Raw genomic sequence first — 23,736 nt, forward strand, 5'->3', positions numbered from 1 at the left:
GGCTATCGTATTCTGAAGGTTGCGGGCCGGTGTTGCGGAACGTCGGCCCGCTCTCCCCTGAGGGGCGTCTTTGGCCGGCCAGCCTTGAGAACTCAACTGGGCTGCCTGCATGACGGCGATCGCCGACATCGGTTATCAAGCTCAATCACGCTGGAAAGCATGAACCACGTCGACGTCGACATCGCCGGCGGGCTTACGGTATGGGGACCGGTGGCGGAAGATTCGCCACCGCGGTCGGCACCTCGATGCTGCGACGCTACTGCGAAGAACGGTCGCGCCCAGCAGCGCTTCTGGCGGAAGTCTCAGGCGGCCACGACGCGGGCCAGCAGTGACGCGGCCTCGGTACCAGCCAAGCCAAGGTCACGGACGCTGCTCATGTGATTGGCCCCACCAAGGGTGATGCGCGAAACAGTCAGTCCCTGTGTGTCAAGGTGGTCCGTGAAGAGTGCGGCCTGGCTGTGGAACGGCGACGTTTCATCGGCGCCGACCGAGATATCTACGCCCACGGATGGATCGAAACTGTGGTCGATCGGCGAGAATCGGCGGGCCTCCTCGTCGGTGATCGCGATCTCGGCGCCAAGGAACGACATCTGCAATGGCTTCAGGTCGTAAAGGCCGCCAAGCAGCAGCGCAGCTTTGATGCCGGAAGGCCGCTCGTCACCGTCGAAAAGCATTGTTGCCAGATGCGCACCGGCGGAATGACCGCTAACGGTCAGCAGGCCGGGATTGCCGCCATGGTGTGCGACATTGTCAAATACCCATCGCTTGGCGCGGCGCACCTGGTCGACGATCCTGGCCATCCGGACGGTAGGCATCAGCGCGTAGTCGACAATGACCGCGATCGCACCTGCGTTCGTAACGGTCTCGGCGACGTAGGAATAGTCGCGCTTGGAGAACATGCGCCAATAGCCCCCGTGGATGAACATGTGCACCGGCAGGCGGTCCCGTTTGCCCTCGGGAAAGAACAGATCCATGGTTTCGGTGGCGTCAGCCCCGTAGGCGACATCGGCGACCATGGGAACGTTCGCCCTGGTCTCCTCGCTTCTGCGAACGATCTCGGCGACGATGTCGTCGAACTCGACCACATGATCGCGAATGCGAAACGGATCTTTGGCGGGATGTCCGCTCACAGGGTCACGGCGATGTACTTCGCCTCCATGAACTCGGCAACGCCATGCTTCTGGCCACCTTCGCGGCCCAGCCCGCTCTGCTTGACACCTCCGAAAGGCGCCGCCGGATCCGACATCAGGCCGCGGTTGAGCGCGATCATGCCGGACTCGATCTTCGATGCCACGCGCATTCCTCTGGCCAGGTCGCGCGTGTAGATGTAGGCCGCGAGACCGTATTCTGTGTCGTTGGCCTTGGCGATGACCTCCGCCTCGCTGTCGAAGCGCATGATCGGCGCCACCGGACCGAATATCTCCTCGTGGAGCATGGCGGCGTCGGCCGGCACGTCCTTGAGCACCGTTGGCGGATAGAAAAAGCCTCTGCCTTCAGATACGCCGCCGCCACACAGGATTTTGGCGCCGCGGGCAACGGCGTCCTGCACAAGCCGGTCGATCTTGTGCACAGCCTTCCTGGTGATCATCGGCCCGCATTCTGTGTCTGAGTCTGTGCCCGGGCCCAGGTTGAGTGCCGCCATGCGTCTGGTCAAGCCTTCCGCGAAAGCATCATGGATGCCGGCCTGGACGTAAAGCCGGTTGGCGGCCGTGCAGGCTTCACCGGCGTTGCGCATCTTGGCAACCATCGCACCGTCAAGGGCGGCTTCCAGGTCGGCGTCGTCGAAGACGATGAAGGGTGCGTTGCCGCCAAGCTCCATGGAACAGGAGATGACGTGTTTCGCGGCTTCGGCCAGCAGCACGCGGCCGACGCCGGTCGAGCCGGTGAAGGACAGCTTTCGCACGCGCGGATCGGCCAGCATGGCCGCCGTCACCGGCCCGGGGGTCGAGGTCGTCAGGACGTTGACGACGCCGGGCGGCACGCCGGCCTCCTCGTAGAGCGCCGCAAGCGCATAGGCCGTCAGCGGCGTCTCGCTGGCGGGCTTCAGGATCACCGTACAGCCGGCCGCCAGCGCCGGAGCGATTTTACGTGTCGCCATGGCGGCTGGGAAATTCCATGGCGTGATGAGCACGCAAATGCCGATGGGCTGGTAGTCGACAATGATTCGGTTCGCGCCCGAGGGTGCAAGGCCGAACTCGCCGCTGATGCGGACCGCCTCCTCGGCGTTCCAGCGAAAGAACTCCGCCGCATAGGCGACTTCGCCGCGCGCATCGCGCAGCGCCTTGCCGTTCTCCAACGAGATCAGCGCGGCCAACGTCTCCATCCGTTCGGTCATCAGTTCGAAGCAGCGCCGCAGGATTTCCGATCGCCTGCGTGGCGGGGTCTCGCGCCAGCCGGCCGCCGCCTTTGCGGCCGCGTCGACGGCGGAGGTGGCGTCGGCGAGCGTGGCGTCGGGAACCGCAGCGATCACGGCTTCGGTCGAGGGATCGACCACTTCGATCACGCGACCCTCCGATGAAGGCCGCCAGCGTCCGCCAATGTAGAGACCGTGCGAGACCGTGGCGTAGTCGAACATATCTTGATCCTCGTCGGATATGCCTGCGGCAATGTTCATTGGATGAACTCCTGGTCGGTCACATCATGGTGGCGGACATGTCGCCGTCATAGGCAGCCCTGACCAGCTGTCGCATCGCGGCAAGGTCGAACGGGCGGGGATTGTTCTTGATCAACCGGTCGATGCCCAGCGCCTGCTCAGCCGTCCAGTCGATCTTGTCTTCGGGAAGACCCAGTTCGGCCAATGTCGGTGTGATGCCGATGGCGCCAAACAGCCGGCTCACCTCACGGATGGTGGCGTGCGCCAAGGCATCGGCGCCGCCGCCCTGAAGGGAAAGGCCAAGAGCAGTGCCGACTTCCGCAATCTCCGCGGCTGCTGCGGCCAGATTGTAGGTCATCACATAGGGCAGCATCGTGGCCACTCCCAGGCCATGCGGGGTGTGGGTAAGCGCGCCAACGGGATACTGCACCGCATGGGCGGCGGCCGTTCCCGCCGTACCGAAGGCGCAACCGGCGGCCAGCGCTCCCATCATGACGTCGGCGCGCGCATCCTCGTCCGATCCGTCGCGATATGCCTTTTCGAGACTGCGGCCGAGCAGCCTGATGGCCAGAAGCGCGAAATGGTCGGTCAGAGCGCTCTTGCCGATGAACACGTGCTGTTGCGGCAAATGAGGGTCGACGCCGCGTTTGGCCGCTGTATAGGCCTCGATTGCGTGCGTCAGCGCGTCGGCGCCGGCGATCGCCGTCAAGGACGGTGGACAGGTCACCGTCAGATCCGGATCGCAAAGCGCCACTGCCGCGATGAGATGCGGACTGGCGATACCCACTTTCAGCGTCCGATCCGGGTCGGAGATCACGGCGACGGGGGTCACCTCGGAGCCTGTTCCAGCCGTCGTCGGCACTGCGATTACCGGAAGGGTAGGGCCGGGTACCTTGAACTCGCCATAGTAGTCCTCGAGCTTGCCGCCGTGGCTGAGCAGAAGTGCAGCGCATTTGGCCATGTCGAGGCAACTGCCGCCCCCGATGCCGATCACCATGTCCGGCTTGAAATCCTTCGCTTGCGCAATGCAGGCGGCGACGCTGTCGCGCGGCACATCCGGCAGCGTTCGGTCGAAGACCAGCGCCTCGATCGCCGCGTTGTGCAAGCCAGCCAGAATCTCGGCGAACTGCGACGTCGCCGCGAAGCGCTCATCGGTACAGACGAACGCACGCCGCCCATGTCTGGCGGCAATGGCAGGCAGGACATGGCGCTGGCCTTTGCCAAACAGAATCTCGCTCGGCAGGCGCGCCGCTGCAAACAAGCTCATGCACAAAATCCTGCGAAGACGGATTGGAAGCCGACAGGCTTGGCTTCGTGCCAGAGGCCGACCTCGGCGCTGCAGGTCATGATCATGCGATATCCTCATAAAATCGTATAGGATATAGGATTGAGTTTCGCGGAGCATCATGTTAGTGGGTGGTTCTGTCAAGAGGCAAACGATGCAGAACACGGACCTGACGGTTGACAATGAAGCCCGTGCGACCGGTCGTATTCAGCGCGCCAACAGTCTGGCTGGCGACGTTTACGAAGCAATCTTCGCGCAGCTCATGTCTTTGAGGATTGCTCCGGGATCGCGCATCACCGTCGACAATCTCGTCAAGGAATTCAACGTCTCGCATACCCCCATTCGTGAAGCGCTTGGCAGGCTGGAGGGGGAAGGGCTGGTTCTGAAAACCCACCTGATCGGCTATCGCGCCGCCCCGCAAATCACCCGCCGGCGCTTCGACGAGCTTTACGAGCTGCGTCTATTGCTTGAACCTGCCGCCGCGGCCAAAGCCACCGCAACAATGGACGGCGAGCGCCTTGCCGCGCTGCAGGAGACGGCCGGCGTCATGGCTCGGCGGGTGGGGAAAGACGAACGCCTGCGCTATTCGAACTTCGCCCGTCAGGATGCGATCTTCCACGACAAGATCGTCGAGTTCGCCCAGAACGAACTCATTCGCGAGACGCTGAATCACCAGCATACCCACTTCCATATCTTCCGCCTGATGTATCACTCCAGGGTGACCGAAGAGGCGCTCGACGAGCACGAGGCTATTCTCGCTGCCTTTGCCGCGGGCGATCCGGACGCCGCCGAAAAAGCCATGCGTGCGCACATCGAAAATTCGCGGGACAGGCTCCTGCCTGCGTTCGAGTAGCCTGGCGATGTTGCTTGCCCGAGGCACCCTCAAGCGCGGCGCGCCGCTGTTCGCCCAGCCTGCCGCCTACGAATTCTACTCCCCGTTCTGAGCCGATTTCGATACCGGGAAGGAGGCGCAGTGCACCTCGCCCCTGAAACAAGCCGAGAGGAAAAGACATGCCAGCCAAAAAAATCCTGATGCTGACCGGTGATTTCACCGAGGAGTATGAAATCTTCGTCTATCAGCAGGCGATGGAAGCGGTGGGACACACCGTTCATGTCGTGTGCCCCGACAAAAGCGCCGGAGACATGATCAAGACATCGCTGCACGATTTCGAGGGCGATCAGACCTACACCGAAAAGCCCGGCCACAACGCGCTGATCAACAAGACCTTTGCCGACGCCGAGAAGCAGCTGAGCCAGTACGACGCTGTCTATTGCGCCGGCGGTCGTGGCCCCGAATACATCCGCACCGACAAGCGGATACAGGCAATGGTGCGCCATTTCCACGAGGCGAAAAAGCCGATCTTCACGATCTGCCATGGCGTCCAGATTCTGATCGCGGTCGACGGCGTCGTGCGCGGCAAGAAGGTGGCGGCGCTCGCCGCTTGCGAGCCGGAGGTGACGCTTGCCGGCGGCACTTATATCGATTTGTCTCCCACCGACGCCTATGTCGATGGGACCATGGTTTCAGCCAAAGGCTGGACCGCGCTTGCGGCGTTCATCCGTGAATGCCTGAAGGTGCTGGGAACGGAAATCCACCATTCTTGAACCGTTTGTCCCGGCGCATCCCTCAGGGATGCGCCGGCTCCCTCAACGGCGCGGCGACTTCCGTCATTTCAACAAGTTCAGATCAGGAACCTGCGGCAGGTGTGCTCCAGAACCTTGTCGCTATCATCACCTCGGACGCCTTCAAGGCGCTGCCCGCATCGCGTTCGTGCACCAGCGCGCCATCCTCGTTGAGCTTTCCCAGCTTGACGAGTGCCAACCCGAGTTGATCGACCCAATGGGGAGGTCGACATGAAGTCGGCGCCCGGGAGTTGTCAGGGCTTCACGAACCGAAACGCGAAGCGATCGGTCTCGCCCTTGATCGTGGGATCGAACACCTTGATCGAGTGCGGGTCATCCTTGTTCGCGAGCACGGTGCTTTCCGCGTCCAGTACGAAGCCGGCCGCCTCCACCTCCTCGCGGACGAATGCAGGGTCGATCCGATGCAACGACCGGGTGTCGCTCGTGCCCGACCCCGCGGCAGCGGCGTGGTCAACGATGACGTAGGACCCACCGGGTTTCAGCCGCTTGTAGACAGCTCGATTGAAGTCGGCGGCCGTCGCACCCTTCTTCTGGACCAGGGCGGTGTGAAGATCGTGGTAAAACAGGTGCAGCCATAGGACATCGGCTGCCTGCGTGACCTCCGGCATCGCGACGAGGTCCGCCGAGGCGGCTTCGACGTTCTCTCGGCCCGGCTCCTTCGCGAGCGTCCGCATGAGGCCGACCGGATCGTTCTTGAAGTGGGCGACTTCGGCCGGCACGAAGCTGTAGACCCGCCCCTCTGATCCGACGATGTCGGAGAACAGGCGCGTCCAGTCTCCGTCGCCAGGGTAGACGTCGATCACGGTGGAGCCCGCCTCGATTCGTGCGAACCGGATTAACTCGGATACCTTGGATTGGTCGTACATCGAAATCTCCTTAGGAGTGGATATTCTTCTCGGTGCTCATAGTGATTTCTCATTTTGCTCGGATCGGATCGCGCTTGATCCGATCCGAGCTCCGATCACGTGCGTCGTCTCTTTGCGGGTGGGGACGTCGTGCTCGTCAGTCGAACTTGACCAGGTCCTCAAAGATCAGATGACCCCAGCTGTTTCCGCGCGCCTGGACCAGCAGGCCACCTTCCGACACCCCGCCAAGCTTGATCGGCGCGAAACCGAGATTTTCCGCAAGCTCCCCAATCTGTGTTGCGGCAGCGTCATCGTCGCTTGCCAGGAACACGACCCTCCGGCCACCATGTACGGCCGGATCCTGATCAAGCACCGGGGCGACCAGATGGTTGAAGCCCTTGACCAGTTTTGCGCCAGAGAAGGTCTGCGCGATGAACTTGGAAGAAGGTTGTCCTCCCAGTTCCTCAGGGGGCACGCCATAGGCATTGGTCACATCGATGATCGTCTTCCCCTGCCATGTGGGGAGCGCCTTCGCGACATTCGGGTGCGCCTCGAAGCGGACAGCCAAAAAGATGATGTCCGCCTTGATGGCTTCCGCCAGTTTTTTGGGGATGATCGTGGGTCCGATCGCGGCCGCATCGGCGGCAAAGCTTTCCGGGTCGCGTGTGGTTGCAACGGAAACTTCGATGCCGTTTCGGGCAAACGCCTTGGCAAGGGCCTGTCCGATATTGCCGAATCCTACGATTGCATAGTTCATAGCACTTCTCCGATCTGGTGCTAATGCCGGGCTCAGACTTGCGCCATGCCTCCATCGACGGCGAGATCCACGCCGGTGACGAAAGAACTTTCATCGGAGGCGAGGAACGTTACGGCAGCAGCGATTTCCTCTGGTTTGCCCCTGCGACCCATTGGGATCTGTGACGCAAACTGGGCGGCCGCTTGCTCGGCTTGCTCAGGGGTAAGGCCAGTCGTTGTCTCCAAGGCCGGCGTCTCGATTGGTCCGGGACTCATTGCATTGACGCGGATTTTGCGGTCTTTGAATTCCAGTGTCCAAGCGCGCGCGAAGTTGCGTACAGCCGCCTTGCTCGCGGCGTAGGTACTAAACCCTGGAAGCCCCAACACGTTCGACACTGAAGAATTCAGGATGATCGAACCGCCGTCTTTGAACAGGGGAAGGGCCTTCTGCACCGTAAAGAACAGACCCTTCACGTTCACATCGAAGGTCTGATCAAAATGTGCCTCGGTAGCGACGGCGAGCGGTGCGATCGTCCCCGCGCCGGCGTTGGCGAAGAGAATGTCGATATGACCATATTTCTCCTTCACGACGGCATAGAGGCGATCCAGATCTTCCAGGAGCGACACGTCACCCACGACCGTCGTAACGTTTTTCATGATGAAGGCTGCGGCCTCCTTCAGCTCCTTCTCTCTTCGCCCGGTAATCACGACGTGCGCTCCTTCTTCTACGAAGCGCTTGGCTGTGGCCAATCCGATCCCGCTGCTTCCGCCCGTGATGACTGCGATCTTGCCTTCGAGTTTTTTCATAATTCTTTGTCTTTCGTTGCGCACGGGCTAGGTACGGACCGCGCTGGGGGTCAGAGTTGAGCCAGGCCGCCGTCGACGGCGACCTCGCTGGCAGTCATGAAGCTGCTGTCCGGCGACGCGAGAAAGGCGGCCACGGCCCCGATCTCCGCCGGATCGGCCATGCGCTGGAGCGGAGTCATCGCGCCGTAGGCCTTCTGGCCTTCCTCGCCCAACGCCTCCTTCGCGAGTTCGGTCGCCGTCGCCCCGGGCGACAACACGTTTACCCGGATGCCGGTGCCCTTCAGGTCCTCCGCCCAGGTCCGCGCCAGGTTGCGCACTGCCGCCTTGCTCGCGCTATAGGCAGTGAACCCCGGAGCGCCCGTGGTGCCGGCGCTCGAGCCGGTCAGGATGATCGAACCGCCCTGGCTCATCAGCGGCAGCGCCTTCTGGACCGTGAAGATCGTACCCTTCACATTAGTGTCGAAGGTTTCGTCAATGTGCCTGGCGGTGATCTGCCCGAGCGGAAGCGGACTTCCCGCCCCGGCATTGGCGAAGAGGATATCGAGGCTTCCGCGCTCGGCCTTCACCGCAGCGTAGAGTCGGTCGAGGTCGGCCTCATCCGAGACCGAGCCCTTAACCGCGCGGGCACTAGGCCCAAGGTCAGCCACGGCGACGTTGAGCGCTTCCTGCCGGCGGCCGAAGATGAAGACGAAGGCGCCCTCCTCGATAAAGCGCTTGGCTGCGGCGCGGCCGATGCCCGTAGCGCCGCCAGTTATCACAGCGGTCTTTCCATTCAGTCTGTTCATGTCATGCATCCTTTGTTTCGCCGTCTCGTATCTTTGGCTGTACGGGAAAGTCCCGCGAGAGCCTCAAGATGGGTTCGCCGAAGTCGGGCGGTGAGTGCGCAATCGCGCACATCGCTGGTGCGAAAACGATCCAGCTAGATGATTGAACGCCGCGGCGACCGCACGAACTACGGCTGATCGTGTTAGTATGGGCTTTGCAAGCCGCACTTCGCTGCGCAGGAATGCACCATGATCGACTGGGATGACGTTCGCTACTTTCTTGCCGCCGCGCGCGTAGGCTCGGTGCGTGCTGCCGCCGCACACCTCGGTGTGAACCACTCGACCGTGCTGCGACGCATCGCTCAGCTCGAGGAACGCCTCGGGGCGCAGATGTTCGAAAAGCTGCCTTCCGGCTACCGCCTGACGGCTGCGGGCGAAGAGGTCCTCGATCTGGCGACCCAGATGGAAGCGTCGTCGCACCAGCTGGAGACGCGAGTCTTCGGTCGTGACCAGAGCGCGCGCGGGCTTTTGCGGGTGACGCTTCCACCGTTCCTCGCCACACACCTGCTCATGCCGGATCTCGCCGACTTCGCGCGTTTGCATCGCGACATCGAGATGGAAATCTTGTCGTCCGGTGAGCTGGCAAATCTGACCAACCGAGAGGCCGACGTCGCGATCCGCATTGTCGCCGACCGCAAGACCCTGCCGCTCAATCTTCACGGCCTGAAGGGACCGGAGCTGTTCAGCGGCGTCTACATGTCTCGCGATCGACTAGCCGCGTGGCGTGCGGGCACGCCTGATCCCATCCGGTGGATAGGCATAGACAATCATGGAATTCCGGACTGGGCGCGCGAGGGAGAAGTTCACGTCACGGGAGTACCGTTCAGGACACCTGACGCCGAGACGCAGATCATCGCGGCGCACCAGGGGATTGGGATAACGAAACTGCCGTGCTTCGTCGGAGATGCCGACCCCCTGCTGGTGAGGGTGCCGGGGATCGACGTGCCCATGCATGGGACACTGTGGCTTCTCACGCAAGGCGAGACACGCAAGACGAAGCGGGTGCGGCTCTTCACGGAGTTCGTATCCCGCAGGCTCGCCGCGTACGCTCCGCTTCTCTCGGGGCTGTCCATATCGCGCGACTGACGCCCGGCAGGTCCGCCGGCAACGCTTCCCGCATCCGGGTGGAAGCCTAGCTGCGATCGCCTGAAGCGGCGTGTTCAATCCGCGAATCCAGTGGGAGTAGGAAACGGCGGCAGTAGCGTAGAGGTACCAGCCTAAGCTCGACCTCTTCCCACACCATGATCAGACAACGATGCCACCGTCTTCAGCGCGCCATCGAGCATGTCGCCTTTCTCGTCTTTCAGCGCAGCTTCGCGCAACCGTCTGATCCAGTCGGCAGCGTCATCGCGGCCCTTGAGCAGATCGAGCGCCGACAGCACGCGATCGAATTTGGACTGGGCGCGGACGTGGGTGTCGCTGTAGCCCTTGATCAGCCGGCGGCAGTTCAGGATTTCGACGGCGAGCGCGTAATCCTGGGGCACATATCCAATTGCCAATGCATACCACCGCTCCAGATGCGCCGTCTCGACCTTGTGGCGCAACAGGCGCCGTCGCCAGCGGCGCAGGCCGCCGATGAACCAGAGGACCGCAAAGCCGGCAAAGCTGTCGGTGCGAATGCGCCGGCCATGGTTGATGCGACGATCAAGGAAAGCAGCGAGTTTCGGCCGGCTCTCAATGTAGTTGCCCAGCCCCGCCGGCAAGGTGCCGCAGAACTCCTCGATGCGCGGATGGAAATACTCGGTCACCTGCAGGATGGAGCCGTTCTTGACGCCCACCTCCTTGCGCACCCGCCGGTCACGCGTCGAACGTGTCTTGAGATCGGCGACGCGGATCATGTCGTCGTAGCACAGCGCGTTGGCCAGATGCTTGGCGGCAACGATGGACAATGCATGGGCATGACCGGGATCATCAAGCGCAACGGCCTTGTCCAACCGGTCGAGATAGTCGCGGCCATAGGCGATGTCCTGGTAGTCGACGACCTTTCTCAGGCCTCGAAGCGCCATGTCGCGCACCGCCGCGGGCATCAGGTCGATGCGGGCGGCCAGCGCCTGCCAACCCTGCAGCAGGTTCTGCGGACCGCTCACGCGCCCTGCACCCGGAGCGGGTTCGACCGTGGCCGGTTCTGCCGGCTCTGGCGCGGGGACCGTCGTACCGCGCGCGCGGTCGTAGGCGACGGCGAAGGCAGCGAGGCTGGCTTTCACGCCCCGGCCGCCGGCGCCGATCGCTTGCTCAAAGCTTTCACGGGTGAACGGCAATGCGTCGGAGCCTGCCAGCGCGCCAAGGAGGCTGGCGGAAATCATCGAGCCATTGTCGGCGGCGATCTTTTCCATGTCGAAGGCGATGAAGCGTTTCGATGCAGCTTCCGCCGTCGCGTGTACCTTCGAAGACGAGGCCCGGCCGTCACCCGGCTCGATCTTTTCCGACACCGCGGCAATGCGATGCGAAGAAGCAATGAGCGTGGTGCGATCGGGCGTGACGAAGCCCCTGATGATGGCGCGGCCGGCTTCCATCAGCTCGGCGGCGATCAATATGTCGACATCGCCTTGCGAAGGCGAAAGGGCAAAGACCGGCAGCCGGCCGGTGTCGCGGGCCATCTCGACGTAATAGATCGTAGCGCCGGTGCGCTGGGCGACGCCGGCGACGGAGGTCGATTGCGCGACGTAACCATTGCGCTCGGCGACATCGGTGATCCAGTCGGCGAGCACACCGCCGCCCTGGCCACCGACCGCGAGCAAAGCGAGTTTGATCACCGGCTCGGTATCGGCGGCACCGGATTTCGGGCGCAAGGGCGAAGCCTGGTCAAGCATCGGCGAACGTCAACCTACGGCTCTCGCGGCGGCGCTGCATCAGGCCGATCACGGCGCGGCGAGCGCTTTCCAGGAAACGGTCCCAGCGGCCCGGATTGTGCACGACATCGGCGCGGTAGAAGGATGGGCACAGCACGGCGGCGTCCGCCACCTCCCCGCAATTGCCGCAGCCGACGCAGCTCTGGTCGATCGATGCCACCGGATCGTCACGCAAGGGATCGTCGAGCGATTTCACCGACAGCGACGGGCAGCCGGACAGCCGCATGCAGGCGTGGTCGCCGGTGCAGATGTCCTCGTCGACGCCGAATTTCGGCTTGACGACACGGGTCCCTCCCTTGATCGCCTTGTCGACCAGCGGCTTTTCGCGACGCTGGCGGTTGAGCATGCATTCGGAAGAGGCGACGATGACCTTTGGTCCCTTTTCCTCCGTCGTCAGCGCCTCGCGCAGCGTGTCCTGCATCTTGCCGACATCGTAGGTGCGGTCGATGTGGCGCAGCCATTTGACGCCCATGCCCTTCACCGCTTCGGTGATCGGATGCTTGGTCGACTTGGTCTTGTTGCCCGCACGCGACGACAGGATGTCCTGCCCACCGGTGGCGGCGGAGTAAAAATTGTCGACGATGACGATGACGCCGTCATTCTTGTTGAACACCGCGTTGCCGATCGAGGAGGTCAGGCCGTTGTGCCAGAAGCCGCCATCGCCGACGAAGGAGATCGACCTCCGTTTGGCGTCGGGCGAATTGAAGGCTGAAGCCGAGGCCGGCCCGAGCCCGTAACCCATGGTGGTGGCGCCAAGCTCGAAGGGCGGCATGATCGAGAACAAATGGCAGCCGATGTCGGAGGCGATGTGGTGCTTGCCGAGTTCCTGCTCGACCAGCTTTGTCGCGGCAAAGATCGGCCGCTCCGGGCAACCGATGCAGAAGCCCGGCGGACGGCCCGGCACGACATTGATCAGGTCGGCGGTGTCGACGCCGTCGCCGACCTTGTTGGGCGCGCGCACCTCGCCCGGCAAGAGATGCGAGGCCTCGGCGCGCAGGAAGGCGCCGATGCCGTCGAGCATGACCTGGCCGGTGTATTCGCCGGCCATCGGCAGATACTCCTTGCCGACCAGCCTGGTACCGCGCCCGGCCTTGTGCAGCATGGCGGCAAAGCCTTGCTCGATGTAGTTGGGCTGGCCCTCCTCGACCACGAGCACCGCCTGCTTGCCTTCGCAGAAAGACAGGAACTCATCGTCTATCAGGGGATAGACGGCGTTGAGCACATAGAGCGGCACATCCGTCTCGCCGTAGGTGTCGGCAAGGCCGAGACGCTGCAAGGCGCGGATGACCGAATTGTACATGCCGCCCTGCATGACGATGCCGACCGAACCGTGATCCGAGCCGAAGAATTCGTTGATCTTGTTCCTCGCGATGAAATCGACAGCCGCCGGCCAGCGTTTTTGCACCTTCTCCTTCTCGTGCAGGAAGGAGGCGGGTGGCAGCACGATGCGGCCGGTGTCGCGGCGCGGCGCGTCGAGCGCATCGGCCACCGTCATCGGCGGGCGCTTGTTGTCCTTGGCGATGAAATGGCCGTGGACGTGGCAGCAGCGGATGCGCACCTGCAGCATCACCGGCGTATTGGACGCCTCGGACAGCTCGAAGCCATCCTCGACCGCCTTGACGATCGAAGGCAGGTTCGGGCGCGGGTCGAGCAGCCAGACCTGGCTTTTCATGGCGAAGGCATGGCTGCGCTCCTGCATGATCGAGGAACCCTCGCCATAATCCTCGCCGACGATGATCAGCGCGCCGCCGGTAACGCCACCGGAGGCAAGGTTGGCGAGCGCGTCGGACGCGACATTGGTGCCGACAGTCGACTTGAAGGTAGCCGCGCCACGGATCGGATAATGCACCGAGGCAGCGAGCATGGCGGTGGCGGTGGCTTCCGAGGCGCTCGCCTCGAAATGCACCCCGAGTTCGCCCAGAATGTCCTGTGCGTCGGCCAGCACGTCCATCAGATGGCTGATCGGCGCGCCCTGGTATCCGCCGACATAGCCGACGCCGCATTGCAGCAGCGCCTTGGTGATGGCGAGAATGCCTTCGCCCGCAAACTCCTCGCCGGCGCCGAGCCTGAGTTTTTCGACTTCCTTGGCAAAAGACCGTTCGGCCATTTTTCCAACCTTCCGTTGCCGGCGGTGCGGCCGGCGCCTAACGTCTAGATGTCGTGCTTGCGAATGTTCTTCAGCATCTTCTGCAATGTGGCGATCAGCGCCGCGTATTCGGCGTCGTCGACATCGTCGAACATCGCCTCGAACGCGTCATGCATGGCCGGCCAGGCGCGCGCGAACTCGGCGCGGCCCTCGTCGGTCAGGAAGACATGGCGGATGCGGCTGTCGGTAACGCCCTGCTCGCGCCGCACGAAGCCTTGCCCCTCCAGCGTGTCGAGCGTGCGGCTCAAGGTCGACTGCTCGATGACGGTGTAGACCGAGAGGTCGTTAACGGTGACGCCGTCGGTGACCGACAGCACGGCCAGCGTGCGGACCTGCGGAATGGTCAGGCCCTGCTTGCGGAAATCGTCGCGCAAGGTTGCGTTGTAGCGCCCCATGATGCGGTTCATCAGATAGGGCGCGAATTGCTGCAGGCCGATCTGGCCGAGGGTCGAGATGCGCTGGCGCTTTTCCAGAACCTTCTGCTCCATCACAGCCTCCCCGCCAGGAGAAAGCCGGAACCGCCACCGAGGCCCGCGCCTGGATGGGTCGAGGCGCCGATATGGTAGAGGTTCTTGATGCCGGTCTGATGGTTGCGGCTGGTCTTGAACGGCCGCCAGAGGAACGACTGGTCGATAGTCGACGAGCCGCCATAGGGGTCGCCGCCGACCAGGTTGATGTTCATCGCTTCGAGATCGGCCGGCGAATAGGCGCGGCGCGCAATGACGCTATCCTTGAAGCCGTCGATGTGGCTGGCGAGGATCGCCTCCGCGCGGTCGGCATAGGCCTCGCGCAGCGCGTCGGTCCAGCGGCCGCCAGCCGGTGCATGCAGCGCGCCTGCGGCGTCGCCCTTGATGTGCCTGGGCGCCTCGGGCAGTTGCAGCCACAGGATCGCCTTGCCCTCCGGGCAGCGCGACGGATCGAGCGCATGCGGCTGGCCGACGCAGATGGTCGGCACTTCGGGCAGCATGCCGCGCGCCGCCTCGTTGCAGGCTTTCGAGACGCCATCGAGCCCCGGCGTCAGGTGCAACAATGCCACCTGGTCCAGGCCATCACCGCGCCATGCCGGCGGCTTGTTCAGCGCATAGTGAATCTGGAAATTGCCTTTGCCGTAGCGATATTTCTGTGTCGCTTCGACATCGGCCTTGGGAGCCTCGCTGCCGAGCAACCGGTGGTAAAGCTGCGTCGGCGTGACCGAACAGATGACGCTCTTGTTTGCTGTAATCGTTTCGCCCGAGGCGAGCCGTACGCCGGTCGCGCGGCCACCGCTCTGGACGATCGAGGCGACATCGGCGGCGGTACGGATGTCGCCACCACGTTCCCTTATCAGAGCTTCGAAGGCGGTGAGCAGGGTCTTCGCTCCACCCTTGACGATCGGCGCCCCGGCCGCTTCCAGCGCGAAGGCAATGACCTTGGCGATCTGCCCTGAGAAGGCGTCTTCCGGTCCGAGCCCGGCGTGCAGCACCCAGGGCGCCCACAGCGCGCGGATTGTCTCGGACCGATAGGTGCTTTCCAGCCAGCTGCGCGCCGGCACCAGTGCTTCGCCGAGAAAGGCGGCAAGGCCGCGTGGGCTGCGTCGCCAGGCATCGCCGGCCAGCAGTTTCGCCGTCGGATAGGACCACAGGCTGCCGCCGAGCAGGCCGAACAACAGGCCGGCATTGCGCTCGATGCCGCTGACATCGTCCGCATGCCGGTCGCCATCGTCGGCGGCAATCGCATTGATTGCCGCGACATTGGCGGCGCGGTTGGTGGTGAGCACTGCATGACTGCCGTCCGGCCGCAGCACGCCGGTTGGCGTGCCGGTGTGGCAGAATTCCAGCCCGTGCCTGGCGAGATCGCCGCCCAACGCCGCAAAAGCCGGCGAGGTGATGAACAGCACGAAGGTGGTTGCCATCACGTCATGGATAAAGCCGGGAGCGGTGATCTCCTCGGTACGCACGCAGCCGCCGATGCGGTCATTGCGCTCGAGGACGAGCACACGCGCCCCTTTGCCGCCGAGCATCGCCGCGCAGACCAGCGCGTTGATGCCGCTGCCAACGATGATGTGATCCGGCTGGCTCACCTTGGCGTGCTTTCACCTAGCCGTTGGATACAAGCGCCAGCGCGCGGATAGGGCTGCCGGTGCCATGCTCGATCTTGAGCGGTGCGGCGATCAGGATGGCGCCCTTTGGAGGCAACTGGTCGAGGTTGCAGAGGCTGGCGAGGCCATAGCGGTTCGCCTTGTGCATCAGCGTGTGGGCTGGAAATGGCGGCTCCATCCCGCCTGCCTTGCCGGCATCGGTGCCGATCGTCTCTGAGCCCCAGCCCTTGATATCCTTGCTGATCAGGAACTGGATGGCTTCGGCTGTCGGACCTGGCGTATGTGGGCCGGTTTCGTTGGCGTTGAGGAATTCGGCTTCCGAGCCATTGCGCTTATACCAGTCGGTGCGCATCACCACCCACTCCCCGGCGTTGATGGCGCCATGCTTGGCTTCCCACGCCTTGATGTGGTCGACGGTGAGCAGGAAGTCGTGGTCAGCGGCGGCTTCCTTCGAGCAGTCGATGACATTGACCGGACCAATGAAATTCTGCGCCGGAATGGTGTCGGTGGCGCCGTCCGGATAGTCCTTGCCGCTGATCCAATGCTGCGGCGCATCGAAATGCGTGCCCGAATGCTCCCCAAGCTTCAGCCAGTTCCATGCCCACCACGGGCCGTTCTTGTCATAACGGGAGATGTTATGGATCTCGACCTTTGGCGTGTCGACGGCAAGCTCCGGCGGCAGCTTGATAAGAGGCGTGTCGGGTCCGAGTTGCGCAGAGAGGTCGACCACCCTGATGGCGCCTGAAAGCAGCTGGCCGGCGACTTCGCCGAGGAGTTTTTGCGTGTCCATGGTCTGAAGTTCCCTCTTTCTGGTTAAGATCAAGGCTCGTCTCGGCCCTTAATATCCTACTAGACGAAAACATATGCATCTGCAATTATCTTTAAGCATAAAGGAAATGGGAACGGGGCGTGAGCGAGTTCGACGCCATCTTTGTCGGGGCGGGCCACAACAGTCTGGCATGCGCCGCGCATCTGGCGCTGAAAGGCTGGAAAACCGGGATTTTCGAGCGCAGCGCAGCAATCGGCGGTGCCGTCCAGACCCACGAATACACCCTCCCAGGGTTCCGGCACGATTTCGGTGCAATGAATCTGAGCCTGTTTGCCGGCTCCGCCTTCCACCGGAAATATGCAAATGAATTGAAAGCGCAGGGTCTTGAGTTCGCGCGGGTCGCCGACTGTTTCGCCAGCGCCTTTCCGGACGGACGCTGGTTCGGCGTCAGCAATGACTTGGAAAGGACTGCCACGCGGCTGGCCGCGTTCTCCGCCGCCGATGCCGCGACGTGGCGCAAGCTCGTTGCCGCCTTTCCTGCTGAGGCCGAGCATCTGTTCCGGCTGCTGGGATCGCCGATGAGTGCCCGCGCGCTTGCCGGCACCGCCTGGAACCTGTGGCGCAAGAAGGGCATGTCAGGCGCGCTCGATACCGGCCGGCTTTTGCTGTCGTCACCTCGCGCCTGGCTGGAGGAGACCTTCGAGTCGCCTTATGTGCGGGCAACGCTTGCCACCTGGGGCATGCATCTCGATTTCGCACCCGACATCGCCGGCGGCGCCGTGTTCCCCTATCTGGAATCGATCGCCAACCAGAACTTTGGCATGGTGCTAGGCAAGGGCGGCGCCGACACGATCATCCGGGCGCTGGCAGGTATGGTCACCTCGGCGGGCGGCACGATCGTCACCGGGGCGGAAGTTGCCGAGATCACCGTTGCCGGCGGCAAGGCATCGGGCGTGCGACTCGCTTCAGGTGAGACACATACGGCCACCAAGGCAGTGATTGCCGGCGTCGCGCCCAGGGCGCTGACCGGCAAGTTGCTGCCCAACGGTTCCGGCGACGCCGGCTTCGACACGGCGATGCAGAAATTCCGGCACGCGCCGGGCACGATGATGATCCATCTGGCGCTCGACGACCTGCCCGATTGGCGCGCCGGCGCGGAGCTTCGGCAGTTCGCTTATGTGCATCTGTCGCCGTCGCTCGACGCGATGTCGCGCACCTATCAGCAGGCGATGGCGGGCATGCTGCCGGACGAACCGGTGCTGGTCGTCGGCCAGCCGACCGCGATCGATCCGTCGCGCGCGCCTCAGGGCAAGCATGTGCTGTGGGTGCAGGTGCGCATGCTGCCTGCCGAAATCCTGGGCGATGCGGCAGGCAGGATCGCGCCCGCGCATTGGGATCAGGTCAAGGATGCCTACGCCGAGCGCGTGCTCGACATCATCGAGATATACGCACCCGGACTGCGCCCGAAAATCCTCGGCCGTGCAGTGTTCTCGCCAATCGACCTCGAGCGTGAGAACCCCAATCTCGGCGGTGGCGACCAGGTCTGCGGCAGCCACCATCTGGCACAGAATTTCCTGTTCCGCCCGGCGCGCGGTTATGCCGGCTGGAACACGCCGGTCGGCAATCTGCATCTCATAGGCGCCGCGACATGGCCCGGCGCCGGCACCGGCGCGGCCTCCGGCTTCATGCTCGCGCAACAGCTTGGCGGGAGGTAGCTCGCAAGATTTCATGAAGGCGACGAGAGGCAAGGCGCTGCTGCCCACGAAGCCCGGATCGATAAACTGATAGTGCCGCGCAAAGACAACAAAACCAACAAGGGGAACGACCATGACAATCAACAGACGAGAATTGCTGGGATACAGTGCCGCGGCACTTGGGGTGGCGGCGATCGGCCTGCCTGAGATCGCCAAGGCGGCAGCGGGCGAGCTGACCATCGCCTATAACGTCAACCTGCCGTCCTGGGATCCGACCACCGGACCCTCGGCCGTCAACCCGACGATCCAGGGCCTCTACCAGTCAGTGTTCGACCAGTTCATTCCGCAAAAGCCGGACCTGTCCTTTGCGCCTGGCCTGCTCACCGAATGGGGCTGGAACGAGGATCGCACCAAGGTGACGATGACGGTGCGCGAAGGCGTGACCTGGCATGACGGCTCGCCCTTCACGCCCGAGGACGTGGTCTGGTCGCTGCAGCGGGCGGGCGACGAAAAGACCGGCAATCCGATCCAGTTCGTCTGGAAGAACGTCAACAATTTCAAGATCGACGGCAACAAGATCACCGGCGACGTCGTGCAGTTCGATCCGGTCTATTTCAAATGGATGTCGTTCCTGACCGGCTACATCCTGCCGAAGGCCTACTACGAGAAGGTTGGCGCGGAAGGTTTCGAGAAGGCGCCGATCGGCACCGGCCCGTACATGGTGGAAAAATTCGAGCGAAATGCTTTCCTCCGACTGAAGGCCAACCCGCACTATTGGGGCGACAAGCCGGCCTTCGAGAATGTGACGATCAAGTTCGTCACCGACGCGGCGAGCCGCGTTGCCGAGATCGAATCCGGTTCCTCGCAGGTGACGCTGGAGGTCCCCTATGAAGAGTATGACCGGCTGATCGCCAAGGACGGGCTTGCCGGCTCGTGCAAGCCTGTTTCCGACATCGGCATGATCTTCTTCAATGACATTGAAGCGATGCTGGACAAGAACGTCCGCCAGGCCGCTGTCATGGCTGTGGACAAGGAGCTTCTGGTCAAACGGCTGCTGCGCGGCTATGGCCAGCCGATCGCTACGCTGGAGACCCCGGAGTACACGGCCTTCGATGCCTCGATCAAGGTCGAGCACAATCCTGAAAAGGCCAAGGAGCTGCTCGCGGCTTCCGGCTATTCGCCGGAAAAACCGGTCAAGTTCACCATCCAGACGACCAAGGGCTTCAAGCCCAAGGATTATGAGATGATCCAGGCAATCGTCGGCATGTGGCGCAAGGTCGGCATCGAGGCGACGATCGAGGTCTACGAGATCGCCAAGCACTATGAGCTGCGCGCCGCCGACAAGCTGGCGCCGGCCGCCTTCTACAATTGGGGCAATGCCATCGGCGATCCGACAACGTCGACTGGTTTTGCCATGTATGGGCCGAGCCCGCATTCGGTGTGGGACAGCCAGGACCTGATCGACATGATCAATCCGCTCTGGGGCGAGAAGGACGAGGCCAAGCGCATCGCCGGCTGGAAGGCTGTCGACAAGTATATCGCCGAGCAGGCCTATGTGCTGCCGCTGATTCAGTATGCGCAACCTATCGTGCATGCCAAGGGCGTCAACGTGGTGCAGCATGTGTCCGGCGCGCTGCTGCCGGCGCTGATGACCCCTGCCTGATATCGGCTTGTGGGCGCCACCCTTCGCTGAGCGGCCCCCTCATCCGGCCCTTCGGGCCACCTTCTCCCCGCTGGGGAGAAGAGACCAGCTCAGCTGTCCGTGACCTCTTCTCCCCTCGGGGAGAAGGTGGCCGCGAAGCGGACGAATGAGGGGGCTCTTCGTTAGAAACGCACTGGGCCAACACCAGAATGCTCCTGCAACGATTCCTGATCCGTCTGCTGACGATGCTGATCACGCTGTTCGGCGTGGCTGTCGTCGTCTTCGTCGTGATCCGCGTCGCGCCTGGTGACCCGATCGCCATGATGCTGCCCCCCGGTGCGACAGATGCCGACATCGACCGGCTGCGTGCACTCTACGGGCTCGACAAGACCATCGTGCAGCAATTCTTCATCTGGCTGTCCGGCGTCGTCAGGGGCGATTTTGGCACCTCGATTTCGCTCAGGCAAGATGTGCTCAGCCTTGTCTTCAATCGTTTGCCGGCAACGCTGGAACTTGCCATCATCGCGCTCGTCATGGCGGTTGGGCTCGGCGGCACGACGGCGATCCTCGGAGCCCGCGAGCGCGGCACGGCGGTCGAAGCCGGCATCGATATCGCCAGCGGCGCCGCCCTTTCCATTCCCGATTTCCTGTGGGGCCTCGTGCTGATCCTTTTGTTTGGCGTGCTGGTGCCGATCTTCGATATCTCCGGCCGCGTGTCGCCGCAGCTCGATCTGCCCTTCGTCACCCAGTTCTATTTCTTCGAGAGCTTGCTTCGGCTGCGCTTCGACCTGACCTGGGATCTGCTGAAACACATGCTGATGCCGGCAGTAGCCTTGGCATTGCCGCTGGCGGCAATCATCGCGCAGTTGCTGAAACAGTCGCTGAAGGAAGTGCTTGACCTCGACTATGTCGTGCTGGCGCGGGTGAAGGGGTTTTCGGAAACGCAGGTTATCCTGCGCGAGGCGCTGAAGAACGCTGCCTTGCCGACACTGACTCTCGTCGGCGTCCAGTTCACCTTCCTTGTCGGCGGCACGGTCATCGTCGAGCGGCTGTTTTCCTACGAAGGGCTCGGCAACATGGCGATCGATGCCGTCATCAACCGCGACCTGCCGCTGATCCAAGGCATCGTGCTGGTGTTCGCGCTGCTGTTCGTGCTGATCAATCTTGCAGTCGACATGATGTATGCGCTGCTCAATCCGAGGCTGCGCCATGGGTGAGGCACGCATGGCCCGGCGCGGATTGGGCCTGAGGCTGTGGCTGGCCGGCGGCTGGCTGCTGCTGGTACTTCTTGCGGCGATGTTCGCGCCGCTGGTGGCGCCGCAGGACCCGCTGGCGCAGGATCTGATGCTGGAGCGGCTGCCGCCCTTCTGGCTCGATGGCGCCGAGCCCGGCTATTGGCTGGGCACCGATAGCCTCGGCCGCGACCTCTTGTCGCGGCTTATCTTCGGCGGCCAAATCGCCTTCATCGTCGCCTTCGCTGCGGCGATTGCCGCCTGCCTTGTCGGCTCGACGCTCGGATTGGTCGCCGGCTATTTCGGCGGCTGGGCCGACCGCATCATTTCACGCATCGTCGATGTCTGGATGGCATTCCCGCCGGTGCTGTTCGCCATCCTGCTGGTCGCGGTGCTCGGCACCGGCCTCAGTTCCGTCATCCTCGCCATCGCCATCATCGACTGGACGCGCTTTTGCCGGGTGATCCGCGCCGAAGCGATGGGCCAGTCGCGCATGGACTACGTCGAGAACGCCCGCATCGCCGGCTATGGCCGCATCGGCATCATGCTGCGCGAGGTGCTGCCCAATGTACTGCCCTCGATCGTGGCGCTGCTGTCGCTGGAAATGGGCATCGCCGTCATCGTCGAGGCCATCCTGTCCTTCGTCAATCTGTCGATCTCGACCGACGATCCCACCTGGGGCGGCATCATCGCCGAGGGCCGGCTGTCGATACATCAAGCCTGGTGGGTGCTGGTGTTTCCGCTTGTCACGCTGATCCTCACCGTGCTGTCCTTCAGCCAGTTCGGCGAGGCGCTGAAGACACGCTTCGATCCGGTGCTGCGATGAGCGCTTGCCTGGATATTGCCAATCTGAGCGCCGTGCTGCCGAACGGCCAGCGAGTGCTGCGCTCGGTGTCGCTTTCCGTGCAGCGGGGTGAGGTGCGTGCTCTTGTCGGCGAGAGCGGCGCCGGCAAGACGATGATCGGCAAGGCGGTGCTCGGTGTGCTGCCGTCAAGCGTGCGCATCGTCGAAGGCGCCATGCAGCTCGAAGGCCAAGAGCTCGGCAGGCTGCAGCCCAAGGCAAGGCGTACGCTGATCGGCGCCCGCACGGCGCTGATCCCGCAGGATCCGTTGACTGCGCTCAACCCGTCGCGCCGCATCGGTCCGCAGATGACTGACCGGCTGGTGCGCATTCTCGCCTGGAGCGGTGACAAGGCGGACAAGCGGATCCGGCAATTGTTGGATGAAGTGCAGATCCGCGATCCCGACCGGGTGCTGAAATGCTATCCGCACGAGCTGTCCGGCGGCATGCGCCAGCGCGTGCTGATCGCCGCCGCCTTCGCCGCCGAGCCACGGCTGATCGTGGCCGACGAGCCGACAACCGCGCTCGACGTTACCGTGCAAAAGCAGATCCTGCGCCTGATCGCCGAGCTGCAGCGCGAGCATGGCACCGCGATCCTGTTCGTCACCCACGATCTCGGCGTCGTTGCAAAGATCAGCCAGAAGGTGTCGGTGCTTTATGCCGGCAAAGTGGTGGAGGAAGCCGAGACGGCTGCTCTCTTCGGCGCCCCGCAGCACCCATACACGCGGGCACTGATGGCCGCGACGCCGCGTTACACAGATCCTTTCGCCTCGCTGATGCCGGTGGACGAGACCGTGCTGGCCGGGCTTGCCGCTGAGATCGACGCGGCAGACCAGGCGTGGAGGCGGCCGCATGGTTGAGCCGCTGTTTTCCGTGCGCGGGCTGAAGGTGGCGCTGCCCGACATGACCCGCAAGCCGCTGATCGGCCGCGCGCCGCTGGCCGAGATTTTGAAAGGCCTGGACTTCGATTTGCCGAGGGGTTCGGTGACCGGCATCGTCGGTGAATCCGGGTCCGGAAAATCGACGCTCGGCCGCACGCTTGTCAGACTTCTGGAGCCGAGCGTCGGCAGCATCCATTTCGAGGGCCGCGATATCGCCCATCTGCCGGATGCAGAGCTGCGACCTCTGCGCCGCGACCTGCAGATGATCTTCCAGGACCCGATGTCGTCGCTCAACCCGCGTCGCACCATCGCCCGCATCATTGCCGCGCCGCTCAAGCAGAATGGGCTTGGCGACAGGCTTAGGGAACGCGTCGCCGAGGCATTGCATCGCGTCGGCCTGCCGCAAAGCTTCGCTAGTCGCTATCGTCATGAACTGTCGGGCGGGCAGCGCCAGCGCGTCGGAATTGCGCGCGCGTTGGCGCTTTCGCCGAAATTCGTGCTGGCCGACGAGATCGTCTCCGGCCTCGACGTATCGACGCAGGCGCAGATCCTCACCCTTTTGGAGAGACTGGCCGCGGAGATGGGGCTGACGGTCGCCTTCATCAGCCACGACCTGTCGGTCATCCGGCGGCTGTGCCAACAAGTGATCGTCATGCGCGAGGGCAGGATCGTCGAGGCGAGCGCCACCGATGCGCTGTTCGACAATCCCAAGGAGACCTACACGCGCGACCTGCTTGCCGCCATCCCACTGCCTGAGATCGACGCGGACTGGTTGCGGCCAGCAACGAAAGCGCCGGCATAGGACTGTTCACCCGCCACGCCGAACAGCGGGCTTCGGACGTGCATGAGGGCAAAATCAGCCCGCGAACGGA

The 23,736-nt window shown here is 63.3% G+C and carries 21 protein-coding genes and 1 pseudogene; 10 read left to right on the top strand and 12 right to left on the bottom strand.

Annotated elements, in window-relative coordinates; genetic code table 11:
• Positions 1-302: 302 nt before the first annotated feature.
• Genes NKI96_RS20405 through NKI96_RS20415 form a run of 3 tightly spaced genes read right to left on the bottom strand, consistent with a single transcriptional unit; the run spans position 303 to position 3,860 of the window.
• Positions 303-1,085, bottom strand: a complete 783-nt coding sequence (locus tag NKI96_RS20405) for an alpha/beta hydrolase (protein WP_245261811.1) — start codon at positions 1,083-1,085, stop codon at positions 303-305.
• Positions 1,086-1,126: 41 nt separating this feature from the next.
• Positions 1,127-2,575, bottom strand: coding sequence for an NAD-dependent succinate-semialdehyde dehydrogenase (locus NKI96_RS20410; RefSeq protein WP_352805893.1), 1,449 nt, complete (start codon positions 2,573-2,575; stop codon positions 1,127-1,129).
• Between the two features lie 58 nt (positions 2,576-2,633).
• A complete protein-coding gene (locus NKI96_RS20415; protein ID WP_023820881.1) occupies positions 2,634-3,860 on the bottom strand; it encodes an iron-containing alcohol dehydrogenase in 1,227 nt (408 codons plus the stop codon).
• A 172-nt stretch (positions 3,861-4,032) separates the two neighbouring features.
• Between NKI96_RS20415 and NKI96_RS20420 the strand changes: the two genes are divergently transcribed.
• On the top strand, positions 4,033-4,731 hold the full coding sequence (locus tag NKI96_RS20420; RefSeq protein WP_023704694.1) for a GntR family transcriptional regulator: 699 nt from the start codon (positions 4,033-4,035) through the stop codon (positions 4,729-4,731).
• A gap of 158 nt (positions 4,732-4,889) precedes the next feature.
• Positions 4,890-5,483, top strand: a complete 594-nt coding sequence (locus tag NKI96_RS20425; protein WP_023667783.1) for a DJ-1/PfpI family protein — start codon at positions 4,890-4,892, stop codon at positions 5,481-5,483.
• A 272-nt stretch (positions 5,484-5,755) separates the two neighbouring features.
• Here the strand turns inward: NKI96_RS20425 and NKI96_RS20430 are convergent, their stop codons facing one another.
• The 4 genes from NKI96_RS20430 to NKI96_RS20445 form a co-directional block, all read right to left on the bottom strand.
• The gene (locus NKI96_RS20430; RefSeq protein ID WP_023820884.1) at positions 5,756-6,388 is read right to left on the bottom strand and encodes a class I SAM-dependent methyltransferase; all 633 of its coding nucleotides are present in this window, start codon (positions 6,386-6,388) and stop codon (positions 5,756-5,758) included.
• Between the two features lie 136 nt (positions 6,389-6,524).
• A complete protein-coding gene (locus NKI96_RS20435; protein WP_023820885.1) occupies positions 6,525-7,124 on the bottom strand; it encodes an NADPH-dependent F420 reductase in 600 nt (199 codons plus the stop codon).
• Positions 7,125-7,156: 32 nt separating this feature from the next.
• A complete protein-coding gene (locus NKI96_RS20440) occupies positions 7,157-7,909 on the bottom strand; it encodes an SDR family NAD(P)-dependent oxidoreductase (protein WP_023820886.1) in 753 nt (250 codons plus the stop codon).
• 50 nt (positions 7,910-7,959) lie between these two features.
• Complete coding sequence (locus tag NKI96_RS20445; RefSeq protein ID WP_023820887.1) at positions 7,960-8,694, bottom strand: SDR family NAD(P)-dependent oxidoreductase; 735 nt, start codon at positions 8,692-8,694, stop codon at positions 7,960-7,962.
• 228 nt (positions 8,695-8,922) lie between these two features.
• On the opposite strand from NKI96_RS20445, the gene NKI96_RS20450 reads away from it, so the two are divergent.
• Positions 8,923-9,819, top strand: a complete 897-nt coding sequence (locus NKI96_RS20450) for a LysR family transcriptional regulator (protein ID WP_023667788.1) — start codon at positions 8,923-8,925, stop codon at positions 9,817-9,819.
• 131 nt (positions 9,820-9,950) lie between these two features.
• Here the strand turns inward: NKI96_RS20450 and NKI96_RS20455 are convergent, their stop codons facing one another.
• From NKI96_RS20455 to NKI96_RS20475, 5 genes are read right to left on the bottom strand one after another with little or no spacing between them, the layout of a single operon-like run.
• Positions 9,951-11,543: an indolepyruvate oxidoreductase subunit beta family protein gene (locus tag NKI96_RS20455; RefSeq protein ID WP_023820888.1), complete on the bottom strand. Its 1,593-nt coding sequence runs from the start codon at positions 11,541-11,543 to the stop codon at positions 9,951-9,953.
• The gene (locus NKI96_RS20460) at positions 11,536-13,689 is read right to left on the bottom strand and encodes a thiamine pyrophosphate-dependent enzyme (RefSeq protein WP_023820889.1); all 2,154 of its coding nucleotides are present in this window, start codon (positions 13,687-13,689) and stop codon (positions 11,536-11,538) included. The genes NKI96_RS20455 and NKI96_RS20460 overlap by 8 nt, the downstream gene beginning before the upstream one ends.
• A gap of 44 nt (positions 13,690-13,733) precedes the next feature.
• Complete coding sequence (locus tag NKI96_RS20465; protein ID WP_352805806.1) at positions 13,734-14,216, bottom strand: MarR family winged helix-turn-helix transcriptional regulator; 483 nt, start codon at positions 14,214-14,216, stop codon at positions 13,734-13,736.
• Positions 14,216-15,787: a phytoene desaturase family protein gene (locus tag NKI96_RS20470; protein ID WP_352805808.1), complete on the bottom strand. Its 1,572-nt coding sequence runs from the start codon at positions 15,785-15,787 to the stop codon at positions 14,216-14,218. The genes NKI96_RS20465 and NKI96_RS20470 overlap by 1 nt, the downstream gene beginning before the upstream one ends.
• A gap of 16 nt (positions 15,788-15,803) precedes the next feature.
• Positions 15,804-16,595, bottom strand: coding sequence for a cyclase family protein (locus tag NKI96_RS20475; protein WP_023708108.1), 792 nt, complete (start codon positions 16,593-16,595; stop codon positions 15,804-15,806).
• Positions 16,596-16,714: 119 nt separating this feature from the next.
• On the opposite strand from NKI96_RS20475, the gene NKI96_RS20480 reads away from it, so the two are divergent.
• The 7 genes and pseudogenes from NKI96_RS20480 to NKI96_RS20505 all read left to right on the top strand — a co-directional run bounded on the left by NKI96_RS20480 (position 16,715) and on the right by NKI96_RS20505 (position 23,666).
• Entirely contained in the window at positions 16,715-18,289 is a 1,575-nt protein-coding gene (locus NKI96_RS20480; RefSeq protein WP_352805810.1) for a phytoene desaturase family protein, read from the top strand.
• Between the two features lie 112 nt (positions 18,290-18,401).
• Complete coding sequence (locus NKI96_RS20485) at positions 18,402-19,931, top strand: ABC transporter substrate-binding protein (protein ID WP_023686913.1); 1,530 nt, start codon at positions 18,402-18,404, stop codon at positions 19,929-19,931.
• A gap of 33 nt (positions 19,932-19,964) precedes the next feature.
• Positions 19,965-20,077, top strand: a pseudogene (locus NKI96_RS32530) (endonuclease domain-containing protein); the annotation flags it as partial.
• A gap of 42 nt (positions 20,078-20,119) precedes the next feature.
• Positions 20,120-21,127, top strand: a complete 1,008-nt coding sequence (locus NKI96_RS20490) for an ABC transporter permease (protein WP_023667796.1) — start codon at positions 20,120-20,122, stop codon at positions 21,125-21,127.
• A complete protein-coding gene (locus tag NKI96_RS20495; protein ID WP_352805812.1) occupies positions 21,120-21,968 on the top strand; it encodes an ABC transporter permease in 849 nt (282 codons plus the stop codon). The genes NKI96_RS20490 and NKI96_RS20495 overlap by 8 nt, the downstream gene beginning before the upstream one ends.
• Positions 21,965-22,843 (top strand): ABC transporter ATP-binding protein, encoded by an 879-nt coding sequence (locus NKI96_RS20500; protein WP_352667775.1) that lies wholly within the window; start codon positions 21,965-21,967, stop codon positions 22,841-22,843. Before NKI96_RS20495 ends, NKI96_RS20500 begins: the two co-directional genes overlap by 4 nt.
• On the top strand, positions 22,836-23,666 hold the full coding sequence (locus NKI96_RS20505) for an ATP-binding cassette domain-containing protein (RefSeq protein WP_352596942.1): 831 nt from the start codon (positions 22,836-22,838) through the stop codon (positions 23,664-23,666). The genes NKI96_RS20500 and NKI96_RS20505 overlap by 8 nt, the downstream gene beginning before the upstream one ends.
• Positions 23,667-23,736: the final 70 nt, after the last annotated feature.

Source organism: Mesorhizobium sp. M0292, from assembly GCF_040321695.1.
Classification (GTDB): Bacteria; Pseudomonadota; Alphaproteobacteria; order Rhizobiales; family Rhizobiaceae; genus Mesorhizobium.